Here is a 14,415-nt window from a genome sequence, read left to right as displayed (position 1 = left end):
TAATTTCAAAGGTTTTTATATGTTTAAGCGATTATCGCCTATTCTGGCGGTTGGTTTGCTCTCTGGCTGTACTCTCACTAACGGTGCGGCTTATCATCAAGAAACTCTGGATGCTATCGCTAAATCAGAGACAAACATCGCAAATAAAGTTCAAAACTTAGAGCTTCAACTGAGCAATCAAAGTGACTACATCGAGAGTCTAGAAGAAGAAATCATTGCGTTATCCAATGAAGTTGAAGTTCACCTAACTACTCTAGAAAAACAACAGGTCGAAGAGATCGAAGAGGAAGAAGTGATTGTCACTCGAGTCCCAGTTGTTTCAAACGAGCAACCAACCATTCTCGGTGCCATTGAAAAAGTTACGATTGAGTCAATCAAGCAGAAGTTTGATGCTCGCGTAGATACAGGTGCTACAACTTCGTCGTTGAATGCAGTAGATATCAAAGAATTTGAGCGCAATGGCAAGAACTGGGTGAAGTTTCACCTAGCTGATAAATCGCAACCAGCAGAAGATCAAAAGTGGATTGAAGCACCCGTTGTACGCTACGTGAAGATTCGCCAATCGACCAGCGACGAGACAGAACGTAGAGCTGTGATCGAATTATGGGTGAAAGTTGGAAAAATCCATGAAAAAGCGCAATTTACATTGGCGGATCGCTCTCAAATGAGTCACCCTGTATTACTAGGGCGTGAATTTATCAAAGACATCGCTCTAGTGGATGTAAGTAAAAAGTACGTACAAACGGAAGATAAATAACAATAGTAGGGTAAGCTATGACGTCAAGAATCCCATTTTATATTTCGATCGTGCTACTCATCGTAGCCGGCATTGCATTGAGTGTGTTCAGACACACGACCTACGGCGTGCCATGGACGCCAGGGGAAACCCGACAAGTGTGGGACGTTGAGGCTCGAATCGAGTTCAACGCCATGGACCAAGAAGCGAAAGTATCGCTAGCGGCTCCACACACGCAATCAAACTACACACTCATCGGTGAATCCGCTTCCTCACCAGGCTATGGTATCTCTTACGTGACGACCGACACTGGTCGTCGAGCTGAGTGGTCTATCCGTCACGCTAGCGGCGCACAGACAATTTACTACAAAACTCAATTCTTAGTTGACCCTCAAGCGCAAGTTAATGCCGTACCACCAGAAGGTGAAGTGGCAACGCCAAGCTTTGACGGCCCTGAAGAAGCAGCAGCGAAAGCCCTTATCGACCGCGCAACTCAGCGCTCTGCAGACAACCTCACTTTCACTCGTGAGCTTGTTAAAACACTTAACGATCCAGACAGCCAAAACTCAGCGCTTATCCTCAACAACATGGATAAAGTGGAAGCAGCACACAAGTTACTTTCTTTTGCTGGAATCCACTCAAAGGTTGTTGGTGTTATCGAGTTAGAAGATGGCCGTCGTCGCCAATCTATCCAACATATGATTCAGATTTGGGACAAAAACCAATGGGTGCTTTTCTCTCCAGAATCTAGCCAACAACAAGTTCAGCCAAACCTACTGATCTGGGATGAATCAAACGTTTCACTACTAGACGTTGTCGGCGGTCAAAACAGTAAAGTTCACTTCTCAATGATTGCTCAAGAGGTGACTCCAACTGAAGCGACAAACAGCAAGATTTCAGCTGACCAACTACTGAACCTTTCGATCCACAGCTTGCCACTTGAAGAACAAGCGATGTTTAAGACCATCATGCTGATTCCAATTGGTGCGCTTATTGTTGTGTTCTTGCGTGTTATCGTCGGCTTGAAGACATCAGGTACCTTCATGCCTGTTCTGATTGCTGTAGCGTTCGTACAGACACAGCTGGTGACAGGTATTGTCGGTTTCCTACTTATCGTTGGTACGGGTCTAGTAATTCGTAGCTATCTATCTAAACTTAACTTACTGCTGGTCGCACGGATATCCGCGGTAATTATCACCGTAATCATGATTATTTCTATCTTTACGGTTGTGGCGTTCAAGGTTGGCTTAACTGAAGGTCTATCGATTACGTTCTTCCCAATGATCATCCTTTCTTGGACTATCGAACGTATGTCTATCCTTTGGGAAGAAGAAGGTGCAAAAGAGGTTGTGCTACAAGGTGGTGGCTCGCTACTGACTGCTGTTCTTGTTTACTTGGCAATGACCAACCCATTCATTCAGCACTTAACGTTTAACTTTATTGGTCTACAACTTATTGTCCTAGGCGGCATCTTACTACTAGGTACTTACACAGGTTACCGCTTAACTGAGCTACGTCGCTTTAAACCGCTAGCGGAGGATTAAGTTATGTTTGAACAGTTTACATCGCCGTTTAAGTTGAAAGACAAAGGCATCATGGGGATGAACAAGCGTAACCATAGTTATATTGGTCGCTATAATGATCGCTCCAAATACCCTTTGGTAGATGACAAGCTAAAAACCAAAATCATCGCTGAACAAGCGGGTGCTACCGTACCTAAACTGATTGGTGTGATTGGTCACCAAGCGGAAGTGAAGACTATCCACAAGATGGTTCAAGACTGGCCAGGTTTTGTAATCAAACCAGCACAAGGCAGTGGTGGTAAAGGTATCTTAGTTATCACCTCTCACAAAGACGGCGTTTATACCAAACCATCCGGTTCGACGATTGGTAAAGAGGACGTTGAACGCCACATCAGTAACGCACTTGCGGGTCTATTCTCGTTGGGTGGTAAAAACGATGTGGCGGTGGTTGAGAACTTAATTAAGTTCGACAGCTGCTTTGACGGCTTCAGTTACGAAGGGGTGCCTGACGTACGTATCATCGTATTCAAAGGCTACCCTGTAATGGCAATGATGCGTCTATCAACATCGGCTTCCGATGGTAAAGCTAACCTTCACCAAGGTGCGGTAGGCGTGGGTATTGATATTGCCACTGGTAAAGCTGTACGAGCCGTGCAATTTGACCAACCCGTCACCCATCACCCAGATACAGGTAAAGAGCTTGCCCTACTACAGGTACCTCACTGGGAAAAGTTGCTGACTCTGGCATCGAGTGCTTGGGAAATGACAGGCCTTGGTTACATGGGTACTGACATGGTACTTGATGAGGAAGAAGGCCCAATGGTGCTTGAGTTGAACGCTCGTCCAGGGCTGGCGATTCAGATTGCTAACGGGGCTGGGTTGCTGCCACGTCTTCATCACATCGAAAACTTGGGCACACCAGGTGAGTACCCGAAACCTGCTGAGCGTGTTGCGTATGCTGCTAAGCAGTTTGGTGTACACGTCGAATAAGAGCAGCAGTCAAAAGCAACAACAACATTAGTGCTATCAAATAAAACGAAAGCCGCATAGTCTAACTATGCGGCTTTTTTGTGTTCTGTACTTTTAGGTACTTTCAAACATCACACGTGAACACTCTGCTCGGTGAATACGGGTTCGACCTTAACAGCTGCGACTTTAAATTCAGGGATCTTCGCATGTGGGTCTGTTGCTGTTGTCGTTAGACGATTCACCGGAGACTCCACAAAGTGGAACGGAATAAACACTACACCTTTCTGCATACGCTTAGTAACAAATGCAGCGATCTCAATTTCGCCACGACGTGTTGATACTTTCAGCATTTGACCATTGTTAATATTAAGCACCTCAGCATCATACACACTGATCATAGCTCTAGGCCCCGCCAAATTGTCCAACCCTTTCGTTTTACGAGTCATAGTCCCAGTATGGAATTGCTCAAGGATACGTCCTGTAGTCAGTACTAAAGGATACTCTTCGTCCGGCAGCTCTGCAGCGTATCTAAATGGAATCGCCTCCATCTGCCCTCTCCCCCGCGTAAACTGAGTTTGGTGCATAATACGAGTACCGTCAGGGTTGTTTTTGTTACTTGGCCACTGAATGCCGTTTATCGTAATGTTCTCCCAACGCAACCCGCCATATTGTGGCGTTACACGAGCAATCTCATTGGTAATATCAGCTACTGACTGATAATTCCAATCGCTTCCCATAGCATTAGCCAGCATTTGAATGATTGCCCAATCCTCTTTCGCTTCACCCGGCGGTTTTACCGCAGGATTGATACGCTGCACACGACGCTCCGTGTTGGTGAAATGCCCAGACTTTTCAGCAAATGAGCATGATGGCAGGACAACATCCGCGTATTGAGCTGTTTCAGTCAGGAAGATATCTTGCACCACCAGAAAATCGAGCGCCTCAAGCCCCTCAATCACATGGGCTTGGTTTGGATCACTCAGCACTGGGTTTTCCCCCATCACGTACAGTCCACGGACTTCACGATTACACGCGCCATCAATGATTTCAGTGAGTGTTAAACCGCTCTCAGCAGGCAATTCAGCAATATCCCATTCCATCTCAAATTTCTTACGAACGAGTGGATTATAGACCTTTTGATAACCCGGAAGATTGTTTGGTAATGCGCCCATGTCGCACGCACCCTGAACATTCGATTGACCACGTAGTGGGTTAATGCCACCACCTTCAATGCCGATGTTCCCGCACAACAGTTGCAGGTTAGCGATAGAGCGTACGTTATCGTGTCCAGTGGTGTGCTGAGTGATACCCATTGAGTAATAGACGGCTGTGCGCTCAGCTGTGCCTATCAATCGCGCCATGGCGAAGATGTCTTCTGCTTTGACACCCGTGACCAGTTCCACTTTGTCGAGCGAATAACTCGGTGACATAACCTCTTGCAGCAAGGTATCAAAACCATCGACGCGTTCGTCAATATACTCTTGATCGTACCAACCATGCTTTATGATCTGCTGCATCACACCGTTAAGCAGCATCACGTCAGTCCCTGGTCGATGAGCTAGATAAAGTTCGGCATGGTCGGCGATATCGATGCGCTTAGGATCAGCAACAATCAATCGTGCACCGCCATGTCGCACGGCCTGCTTAATGTGAGAACCAATGATCGGGTGTGCCGATGTGGTATCCGAGCCGATAATAAAGATAACATCGGAGTGTTTGATACTCGGAATATCATTAGTCATCGCACCGCTGCCCAGTGACGCCTCAAGCCCGGTGACTGTGGAGGCGTGGCAAAGGCGTGCACAATGATCGACGTTGTTTGTCCCCAGCTCTCGACGGATGAATTTTTGAAAAGCGTAATTGTCCTCATTAGTGGTTTTTGCTGAAGAGAAGCCCGCTAGCGCCTGACTGCCAACACCTTTCTTAATAGCGGAAAACTTATCGGCAACCAAACGAATAGCTTCCTCCCAGCTAGCAGGTTGTAGCCAACCATCTCTACGAATCAAAGGTGTTGTAAGTCGCTCGTCACTACCGACGAAATCAAACCCGAAACGACCTTTAACACACAACATGCCTTCATTGACTGGCGAGCTAGCGCCTTCCACATAACAAATCTTATTCACCGATTCGTCAACATGCATAGTGAGCTTGCAACCCACACCACAATAGGTGCAGATAGTATCGACTTTCTTCAGGTTATCCGTCCTGCCTTGTTGCTTGTAGCGAGCATCCACCATTGCTCCCGTCGGGCACGCTTGGACACAAGCGCCACACTGAACGCAATTAGAGTCGCCCATTAGCGTCTGATTCGGACCAAAATTCGGTCTAAGTTCAGGCCTAGAGCTTGGCTTCCCATTTTGTGCACACATGAAGCTTAAGACACCATGAACATTCTGCTCTCTACACGCTTGAATGCACTGACCACAGCTGATACATCGATTGGCATCAAAGACGATGAACTCTGAACTCGCATCCACTTCAAACTTATGTCGTGGTTGCTGGCTACTATTCCCTTGCTTAGCTTTTACTGCTTGCCAGACCGCATCATCCGTAACATCGACCTTATAATCATTGAATATTTGCACAGCTTGGTATTCTGTCGCGTAGTCTCGCAGGTCACACTGAGTGTTCGCTTGGCAACCACACTCTAGACAACGTTGCGCTTCTTCAATCGCATCAGCGTTGGTGAAACCGAGTTCAACTTCATCGAAGCTTTGTTCACGCTGCTCTGCGCTTAGCTCAGGCATAATCTTTCGGGCGACACTTTGAATCGCTTGATATTGTTGCCGTTCAACTGCTTTTAATTGCTTCTCTTTGCGTGAATTGAAAGGCTTCACTGGTAACTGTGTCATAGTGCCGCTAAAGAAACGGTCTATCGCCTGAGCAACAATACGACCATCTCCAACAGCCTCAACCGCTGTTGCTGGTCCACGTCTAAAATCGCCGATACTGAAGATATTGCCTACCCCTGTGTGCATGGTATCTGGGTTGGCATCAGCAGTATTCCAACGAGTGAGTGGAATTTCTAAAGACTCATCGGTCATGAAGCTCAAGTCTGGCTTTTGGGATACCGCTGCAATCACAGTGTCGAATACTTCTGTGAAAAACTCTCCAGTTGCTTTCGGGCTTCGTCGTCCTGAAGCATCTGGTGCCCCCAGTTCCATTCGCTCTAAACGAATCGCTTTAACGCGACCATTGTCGTCTGCAATATTTTCCGCAGGGTTGGTCAGAAAGTGGAATTTAACGCCCTCGTGTTCAGCTTCTTCGATTTCGTAATCTTCGGCTGGCATCTCGTCTCGAGTCCGACGATAAATCAGTGTTGTCTCAGCCCCTGCTCTGACCGCCGTTCTAGCACAGTCTATCGCGGTGTTACCGCCACCGATGACCGCTACTTTTTTGCCTGTTGTATATTGTTGATCAGTGACGTAATCCTTCAGATAGTCGACACCGAGGTAACAACCCTCTAAATCGCTACCCGCATAATTCATCTCTACTGCACTGGAAGCCCCAACGGCTAAACAAACCGCATCAAAGTCTTGCGATAGACTCGACAGCGAAAAGTCTTCACCAAGCTTCTTATCGCATTCAATCACCATTCCGTTACGGCACATCAACTCAATTTCTTTGTCTAGAATTGACTTTGGTAGACGATACTCAGGAATACCATAACGCAACCAGCCACCAGCTTTAGGCATCGACTCATAGACAACAACTTGATAGCCTTCATTCGCCAAATAGTAGCCAGCCGTCAACCCACCCGGCCCACCTCCCACAATCGCGACCCGCTTTCCATTGTCCGGTTTCTTAGGTGGCGTGTAGCTTTCTTGCGCTTCTAAATCGATATCCGCAGCGTGGCGCTTTAACTGACGTATCGCAATTGAGTCGTCAACTAAGTTGCGGCGACATTCAGTTTCACAGAAAGCTGGGCATACGCGGCCAATCGACAATGGCATAGGTAAGGTTTGTTTGATGACCTCTATCGCCTTCAATGAGTCGTTTTGTGCGATGTGATGCAGGTAGGATTGGATGTCAACGCCAGCGGGACAAGCCGTCTGACAAGGTGCTTCACAATCGGCATAATGATCAGACATGATTCGATTTAGTGCGCGATGGCGATGTTGACTGATTTGCTCAGATTGCGTGTTAACGGTTAAACCTTGGTAGACGTCCAGTTCACAGGCTCGTTGCATTCCTCCACTTTCAACCTCAACAACGCATAGGTCACAAGGTATCTTTTCTCCAGAGCGGTTCAATCCACACAGCGATGGAATATCAACACCACATGTATTCGCAGCCTCGAGCACAGTTTGCCCCTGCTCGACAATGCGGTGTTTACCGTCAATCACAATCTGAATCATAGTGAACCTTCCTTACACAGCATCTAAATGAACAATTAAGTAATACAATATTATTAATATTCCATCGTGGTTACTATTACCATACATTATTTGTGGTTTTGTGCGTGTGACCGCAAACTCGTTCCATTGACATTAACCATAAAGTATGAAGGGATTTAATGAGGACTGTTTCGGACACAAAAAAAGCCCCTTCGAAAAGGGGCTTAGTTATCTATTGTTTGCTATTCACTCGCGCTTGTTACGCTTCTTCAATCAGTTCTTGAACTGGTGACTCTGTTCTGTTTTGAGCAAAGCCGCGCAATCCTACAACGTGTACGTGTTCGTGATCTTTAAATACCTTACGAACCAGTTTGTAGGTTGTGCCCTTTTCTGGACTGATATTCTCCGGCGCTGCAATTAGAAGTTGCATGCCAAGACGGTCACACAGCTCAAACAGAGTAGAGATAGACTTCGCATCCAGACGCGCTGCCTCATCCAAGAACAGCAGGCGACATGGAACGATGTCTTTGCTGCGCAGGCGACGTGACTCTTCTTCCCAGCTTTGAACAACCATCAATAGGATAGATTGACCAGTACCAATCGCCTCACCTGTTGATAGCGCACCTGACTCAGCTTGTAGCCAACCATCTGAACCACGGTTTACCTCAACGCTTAGCTCTAGGTAGTTACGATAGTCAAGCAGCTCTTCACCTAGTACCTGTGGTGAGCGTTGGCCCATATCGATATGTGGGTTCACGCGCTGGAACAGCTTCGCCATTGCTTCAGAGAAGGTAAAGCGAGAGCTTTCAAACAGATCTTTGTGCTGCTCCTGTTGAGAAGCAAGACCAGTCAGCAAGATCTCATGACTCTCACGGATCTTCACATTCAAGCGCACGCCCTTAACCTGACCAAAGTAGATGTTCGATAGACCTTGGTTAAGCATTCGAATTCGGTTCTGCTCACGCTGAATCGTCTTCTTAATGATGCTTGCTACCGACTCAGAGCTGATCGCTAGGCGGTTTTCACGTTGTGTTAGCTCTTCCGTCAGTCGCGCAAGCTCCACTTCCATCTCTTCGATCGCTTCTACTGGATCATCAGTATGGATAATGTCTTGACGGATACGCTCACGTAGGTGTTGGTACACAGCGATGTAGAATAGAACCTTACGCTCTGGGTGCGCATTGTCTTCCGACAGACGCAGTGCATCACGCAGATCATCGTTATCGGCAACAGCTAAACGCAGTGCACCCAAAGATTTATCCGACATAGAACGCAGTTCACCAGCCGATAGGTAAGCCAGTTCACGCTTGTGTAGACGACGCTCAACGTCGTTTTCACGAGCCAAACGAAGTACTGAACACCAACCCGCTTTTGCTGCAACCACAAAAGTACGCAGCTCAACGTACTCTTTCTGTACCTTCTTCAGACGCTTAGCCAGAGACTTCATCTCAAGCTCAGTTGAAGTGATGGTACGCTCGTATTCGCTCTTACGGCTACGTGACGTATGCAAACGCTCTTGCAGTTCATCACGACGACGAACAGCGCGCTCTTGAGCACCTTCGTCGGCATTCACACCGTACTCTTGAAGTTCTTGTTTGAACTCTTGAACCGTTTCTAGTTTCGCTTGGTGTGAGCTCTTCAGAGCCGCCAATACTTGGTTGTATTGGTTCATTTGCTCACGAGCTTGCTTCAAGCCATCACGACCTTTAGCACGTGCTTGTTCAGCTTGAACCAGTTTCGCTTTTAGCTGCTCGCTCAATTCGCTGCTCTTGTTCAGCAAATCTACTGAGTCTGAGTAAGCAAAATAGTGACGACGTTCAATGAGATCAGACAGTGCAAACACCTTCGCCTTCAAGGCTTGCAGTGCTTGGTCTGCTTGCTTGTATTCCGCTTCCAGTACATCAAACTGCTCTGGGTCTGCATCTAGGGCAGTCACGATTTGCTCTAGGTTTTGCAGCGCTTTACCGTGATTGCTCAGGTAAGATTTCGCTTCACCTAAACGCTCCAGTTGCGCTTCTAGCTCAGCCAAGCGCTCTGCTAAGGTTTCGTCTTCTAAAATACGAACCATAGGTGCTAGCTTGTCTAAAGCAGCTAATGCTTGTTTGCTCTGTGCAAGCTGACTACGTTGCTGCTGCTCTTTCGCATCCAACTCAGCTAGGGCACGAACAATTTGGTTACGCTTATCACGTACCGATGCCAACGCCAGCTCAGGATCAGCATTGAATGCGACATGCAAGTGTTTCGCAACAAACGTATTAAACGCTTGGTATAGACGATTTAGCTTCTGAGAGTCAAAGGCAGCTTTCGCATGGTTTTCAACGACTACATCACGCTCTTCGCGCAGCTTCTCTAGACGCTGTTCACGTGCCGCACGACCAAACAACGGGATATCTGGGAAACGTGAGTAACGCATTTGGCGATCATTTAACTGAACGCACACTGCACCTTCGAGTTCATCGGCATTAAATGAACTGTCGTCAAATGCGTCAACGTCACCCTCAAGGATGTACAGATCTTCTGGACAGTCTTCAAGATCCACCAGCTTTTCTTTAATACCGTCAAGATCCGATACCACGATCGCGTGACGAGCAGGACCGTACATTGCGCTGAAGTATGGTGCGTCGTCGATCGTAATATCATCGTAGATCTCTGACAGAAGTACGCCGCCTAGAGTATCTGCTAGGCCTTTCAAACGAGGATCGTTTGAACCACCAGGTGAAGCCAGACGCTCAATCTCAAGTTCGAGTTCGCTGCGACGTTTTGCCAATTGATCTTTCGCGACAGACTGTGCTTTTTCATCTTCAAGCACTTGCTGCATTTGAGTCATCACAGCTTGGCTATCTTCAAGTTCAGCGTCCGTTTGCTCACGAAGACTATCTAGTGCGTCGTTTGCTGTAATCCACGCAGGTGCAATCGCTTCAAGCTTTTGAATCTCTTGATCGTGGTTATGCTGTACACGACGCTTTTCACTCTTCGCTTCACGCAACTCTTCTTGAGCATACTCAAGCGTTTCGATCTGCATTGCATGACGTTCACGTTCTTCTTCAAAGACCGCTTCATCATTCAGCTGAGTGTTGTGTTGCTTCTGGTACTCTTCAGCCAGCTCTTTTGCTTGACGCTGTTGCGCCACATCACGAGCCATATCACGATGCTGAGCTCGCCATTGCTGTTCGTTTTCAACAATGTGTTTTGCGTTACGACCTTTATCAAGCGCTTGTTTAGCCGCTTGTGATGCTTCACTACGCTCTACCGTACGTACAATGCTCTTAACCAGTGACAATGCTTTTTCAAACTGCGCTGAAGCCGCTGAAGACATGTCTAGCTTGTGCTTGGTCGCCAGTAGAGTTTGTGTGCTTTGCTCTTCTTGAGCCTTAAGCTCAGACACCAGCGTCAACGCACCTTCCGCAGTAATAGACTCATCATCCAATAACTGTTTGGTTTTCTCCAACGCTTGTACCGCTTGTTGGTACTGCAAGGCACGAGTCTGCTGAACGTCTAATGCTTGTTGGTAGTCAGCAAGCTGCGTTTTCAGGCTATCCACTTCTTCTTCAGTAATGGTCGCCTGCTCTTCCGCAAGAAGAACGCGCTCTTGCGCCTCTTCAACGACCATCATCTGCTCTTCTAGACGCTCGCTAAGCTCTTCAAGATCTTCGCTGTAGCGCTCAATCTTCTCTTGTTGGCGCAACGCTGTTTGTACAAGTTGTAGATGGTCTGAAGCCGCTTGGTAATCTTGTTCAAGCGAAGATTCTTGTTCAACTAGCAGCTCAAGCTCTTCTTGCACGCGATTAAGCAAGTTATTCTGTTCAAGCAAGGTTTCACGAGAGCCGAACAGCTCACCACGTAGCTTCATCGTCTGATCAAGCTTATTGCGACGATCGTTCGCATGGCGCATGTAGTCTGCTGCCACGTAATTAGTTGACTCTGTGATCAAGTGTTTGAACAAATCACGATCCGACTGTGTTGTCTTGATCGCTTCTAGTGTCATTCGGTTTTCGCGTAGAGCCGATTCCATATCTTGGAAGGCTTTCTTTACGCCACCGTTTTGTGGCAATAGGTAATCACGTAATGAACGCGTAATTGCACTTGAGATACCACCGTACAGAGATGCTTCAATCAGACGGTAGAACTTAGAACGGTCGCCACTGTTACGCAGCTTCTTAGGCACAACACCAAACTCGAACATTTGAGCATGGTAATCAACGATAGAAGAGAACGCTTTAAAGTGAGCACCTTCGTACTGAGTAACCGCTGCTTTTACATCATTAAGCTGACATACGCGCGCATGGCTGTCCGATACGTTTTCAATCAGTACATCCGTTGGCTTCACATGGCTTGGAAGGCCTTGAATTAAGAACGGCTTGATGTCTACTTTTTTGTCACGACCAGCTACTTGTTGAAGCTTAACTGCAAACAATAGGCGCTGATTTCGCGAGTTAACCACATCAAGAGCGGCATAACACGCACCCGGTTGTAGCTTACCGTATAAGCCTTTATCACGAGATGACTGTGAGCTACCCGCTTCCGTTGTGTTTCGGAAATGAAGCAGGGTTTGGTCAGGGATCAATGCCGTAATAAACGCGGCCATCGTAGTCGATTTACCCGCACCGTTACCGCCAGAAAGGGTTGTCACCAAACCATCGATGTCAAAAGTACGTGCGAAGAAGCCGTTCCAGTTAACCATGGTTAGCGATTGATACTTACCTCTTTCAATCATGCTTCACCTTCTTCTTTTTTCTGTTCGTTGCTCATGATTTCGTCACCGAAAATGTCTTGTTGAGCATCTTGTTCTGCCTCTTCTTGCTCTTCGTTAAGCAAGCTACCTTGGTTTGGTTCTTGAGTATGAACCACGGCTTCACCGTCACGGATTAGGCGCAGTTGTGCTTCGCGCATATCGTCACCCACGCGTACGTCTGCGCCAAAGCGGAATACCGCTTCACTAATACGGAATTTGCCCGTTTCACCGATTGAGATAAGCATGCCGATACGGCGTAGACGACGCAGAGAGGTTCTCACTTTTTCGAACAGTTTCTCTTTGTCTAAATCAGAACCAGAAGCACGGTTGGTTGCCAACTTCATCAGTTTTTTTTCATCAGCAAGAGCCATCAACTCTTCGAACAGCTCTTGGTTGGTGAAGATACCTTCATGAGCCAAGCGCTCAGGGCTTAGGTAAAGGAAACACAACACCTTACCCACCAGCATATCGAGCTCTGATAGTACGCTTCGGCCAATCAAAGAGGTTGAACGAGGACGTAGGTAGAAGAAGCCCTCTGGCGCTTTTACCAACTCGGTATTGTAGCGTTGGTAAAACTGTTGAAGCTCCAGTTCGAAATCTGACAACAGTGCGTGATTATCTAGGTCTTCTGTTGAAATATGCTTACCTGAACGCAGCATGCTATCAAGCGCTGGGAACAGTGGGTTCGCAATCGCTTTTACCAGTTTCTCTGGCATGTAATCATCAGTACTTGTTAATGACATTTGCTTGTACCTTTGCACCGAAATCGTTGATTGCCTGCCAATCAGGTTGGATCGCCTGATAGTCAGACTCTGAGTAACCTAAGCGCACCGCTTGGTCGACAACAATTCTGGCTAAATCAAAATGGTGTGTGCGAGGGTGTTCTGCAAGGTAGTCTCGCAGTACTAGGCCAAGGTCGATTGGCGTCCCTTGCTGTTTGTGAACCTTCAACATCTCAGCAATTCTATCTGAGAGGTAATCGTTCACTTGCTCAAATTCTTCGTACTCTACATCGAGTGGCGCTTGACCCATTACCTCGTCGTCACGAAGCACTAGCGCCTCATCACGTAGGTCTGTGAGCTTCTCGGCATCGGCATACGCCAATAGCCATGGCGCATCAAAGTAATCGGTTACCGATTGGCGCAGTCGTTGGCTGAACGCTCGGTTCTTATCCATATCGATGGCAGTACGAATAAACTTATGTACGTGGCGGTCGTAACCAATCCATAGATCGATGGCTTGCTGGCCCCAGCTTGTGATTCGGTCTAGCTTCATCTGCAGACCGAATAGGGTTTCACCAACGAACTCTAGCTCGTCATCACCATAAACAATCTCTTGGATATCAAGAATCTGTGTCTGTAGCTCATCACCAGCCGCTTGTAAGGTGTCTTGAAGCTCTTTTAACGTTGCAGAGGTTTCAGATAACAGAGCTTCACAGTTATTGATCGCTTCACGCCAATCTTTGTTAAGAAGGTCCGCAATCTGTTGTTTAACAGTCTGTTGCTGCTCATCCATTACGCGTTGGTTAAGATCGATTTGGTCAAAGATCTCACCAACTGAGTATTTTAGGACGCCATAAACGTTTTTACGCCAGTGACCCGGCGTTCCGCCTTTTTGTGCGGCTTCAATGGCCTTCGCCATCTCGTCAGCAACCATCGATAGCTGAATCGATAGTTTCAACTTCGAGAATTGGCGGTGGCGTAGGTAGTAATCTGAAATACCAATTGCGAGCGGCGATAGACGATAAATGCTCGCACCATCGGTAATCTCACTGGTAAAACGGCTAATCAATTTCTGCTTTACCAGTTCATTGATTGCGTTGTTTGCGCGAAACGCTGAGGCTTCGCCGGTATCTTCGAACAGACGAGTGACAATGGTAAACGCGTCGTGCAGTTCACCCTCACCTAACTCTTCATCGAACCTTTCGTTGCTTAGTACTGCGATAGCAATTAGAAATGCCAATCGCTCAGGCGGCAAATTTAATGAAAAATCATGCTGCTTGACCCAGCCCACCAACTCATCAATTGGCTGCTCTTCGGCAGTTTGAGTCATTTCACTCATTGTGGTTCCTGTAACTGTTCTTTGTAACACCGAGCAGATGTCGGTGCTACGCCTTTT

The 14,415-nt window shown here is 47.2% G+C and carries 7 protein-coding genes; 3 read left to right on the top strand and 4 right to left on the bottom strand.

The features are described 5' to 3' along the window. Positions 1-19 precede the first annotated feature (19 nt). The 3 genes from AC6R05_RS11880 to AC6R05_RS11870 are packed head-to-tail and all read left to right on the top strand — an operon-like array spanning position 20 to position 3,249. Positions 20-757, top strand: a complete 738-nt coding sequence (locus AC6R05_RS11880; RefSeq protein ID WP_150871840.1) for an ATP-dependent zinc protease family protein — start codon at positions 20-22, stop codon at positions 755-757. A gap of 17 nt (positions 758-774) precedes the next feature. Continuing rightward, positions 775-2,280, top strand: a complete 1,506-nt coding sequence (locus AC6R05_RS11875) for an inactive transglutaminase family protein (RefSeq protein WP_032549424.1) — start codon at positions 775-777, stop codon at positions 2,278-2,280. 3 nt (positions 2,281-2,283) lie between these two features. Further along, entirely contained in the window at positions 2,284-3,249 is a 966-nt protein-coding gene (locus AC6R05_RS11870) for an alpha-L-glutamate ligase-like protein (RefSeq protein WP_500647468.1), read from the top strand. A 110-nt stretch (positions 3,250-3,359) separates the two neighbouring features. On the opposite strand, the gene fdhF is transcribed toward AC6R05_RS11870, so the two are convergent. The 4 genes from fdhF to mukF all read right to left on the bottom strand — a co-directional run bounded on the left by fdhF (position 3,360) and on the right by mukF (position 14,358). After that, complete coding sequence (gene fdhF, locus AC6R05_RS11865; RefSeq protein WP_500647467.1) at positions 3,360-7,586, bottom strand: formate dehydrogenase subunit alpha; 4,227 nt, start codon at positions 7,584-7,586, stop codon at positions 3,360-3,362. A 238-nt stretch (positions 7,587-7,824) separates the two neighbouring features. Next, a complete protein-coding gene (mukB, locus tag AC6R05_RS11860; RefSeq protein WP_500647466.1) occupies positions 7,825-12,279 on the bottom strand; it encodes a chromosome partition protein MukB in 4,455 nt (1,484 codons plus the stop codon). After that, complete coding sequence (gene mukE, locus AC6R05_RS11855) at positions 12,276-13,040, bottom strand: chromosome partition protein MukE (RefSeq protein ID WP_032549429.1); 765 nt, start codon at positions 13,038-13,040, stop codon at positions 12,276-12,278. The genes mukB and mukE overlap by 4 nt, the downstream gene beginning before the upstream one ends. Then, a complete protein-coding gene (gene mukF, locus AC6R05_RS11850; RefSeq protein WP_500647465.1) occupies positions 13,021-14,358 on the bottom strand; it encodes a chromosome partition protein MukF in 1,338 nt (445 codons plus the stop codon). The genes mukE and mukF overlap by 20 nt, the downstream gene beginning before the upstream one ends. Positions 14,359-14,415: the final 57 nt, after the last annotated feature.

Source organism: Vibrio sp. R11-SG3-ISO9, assembly GCF_059834255.1.
Note: the sequence above shows the minus strand (reverse complement) of the source record. Positions and strands in the feature narration are given on the sequence as shown.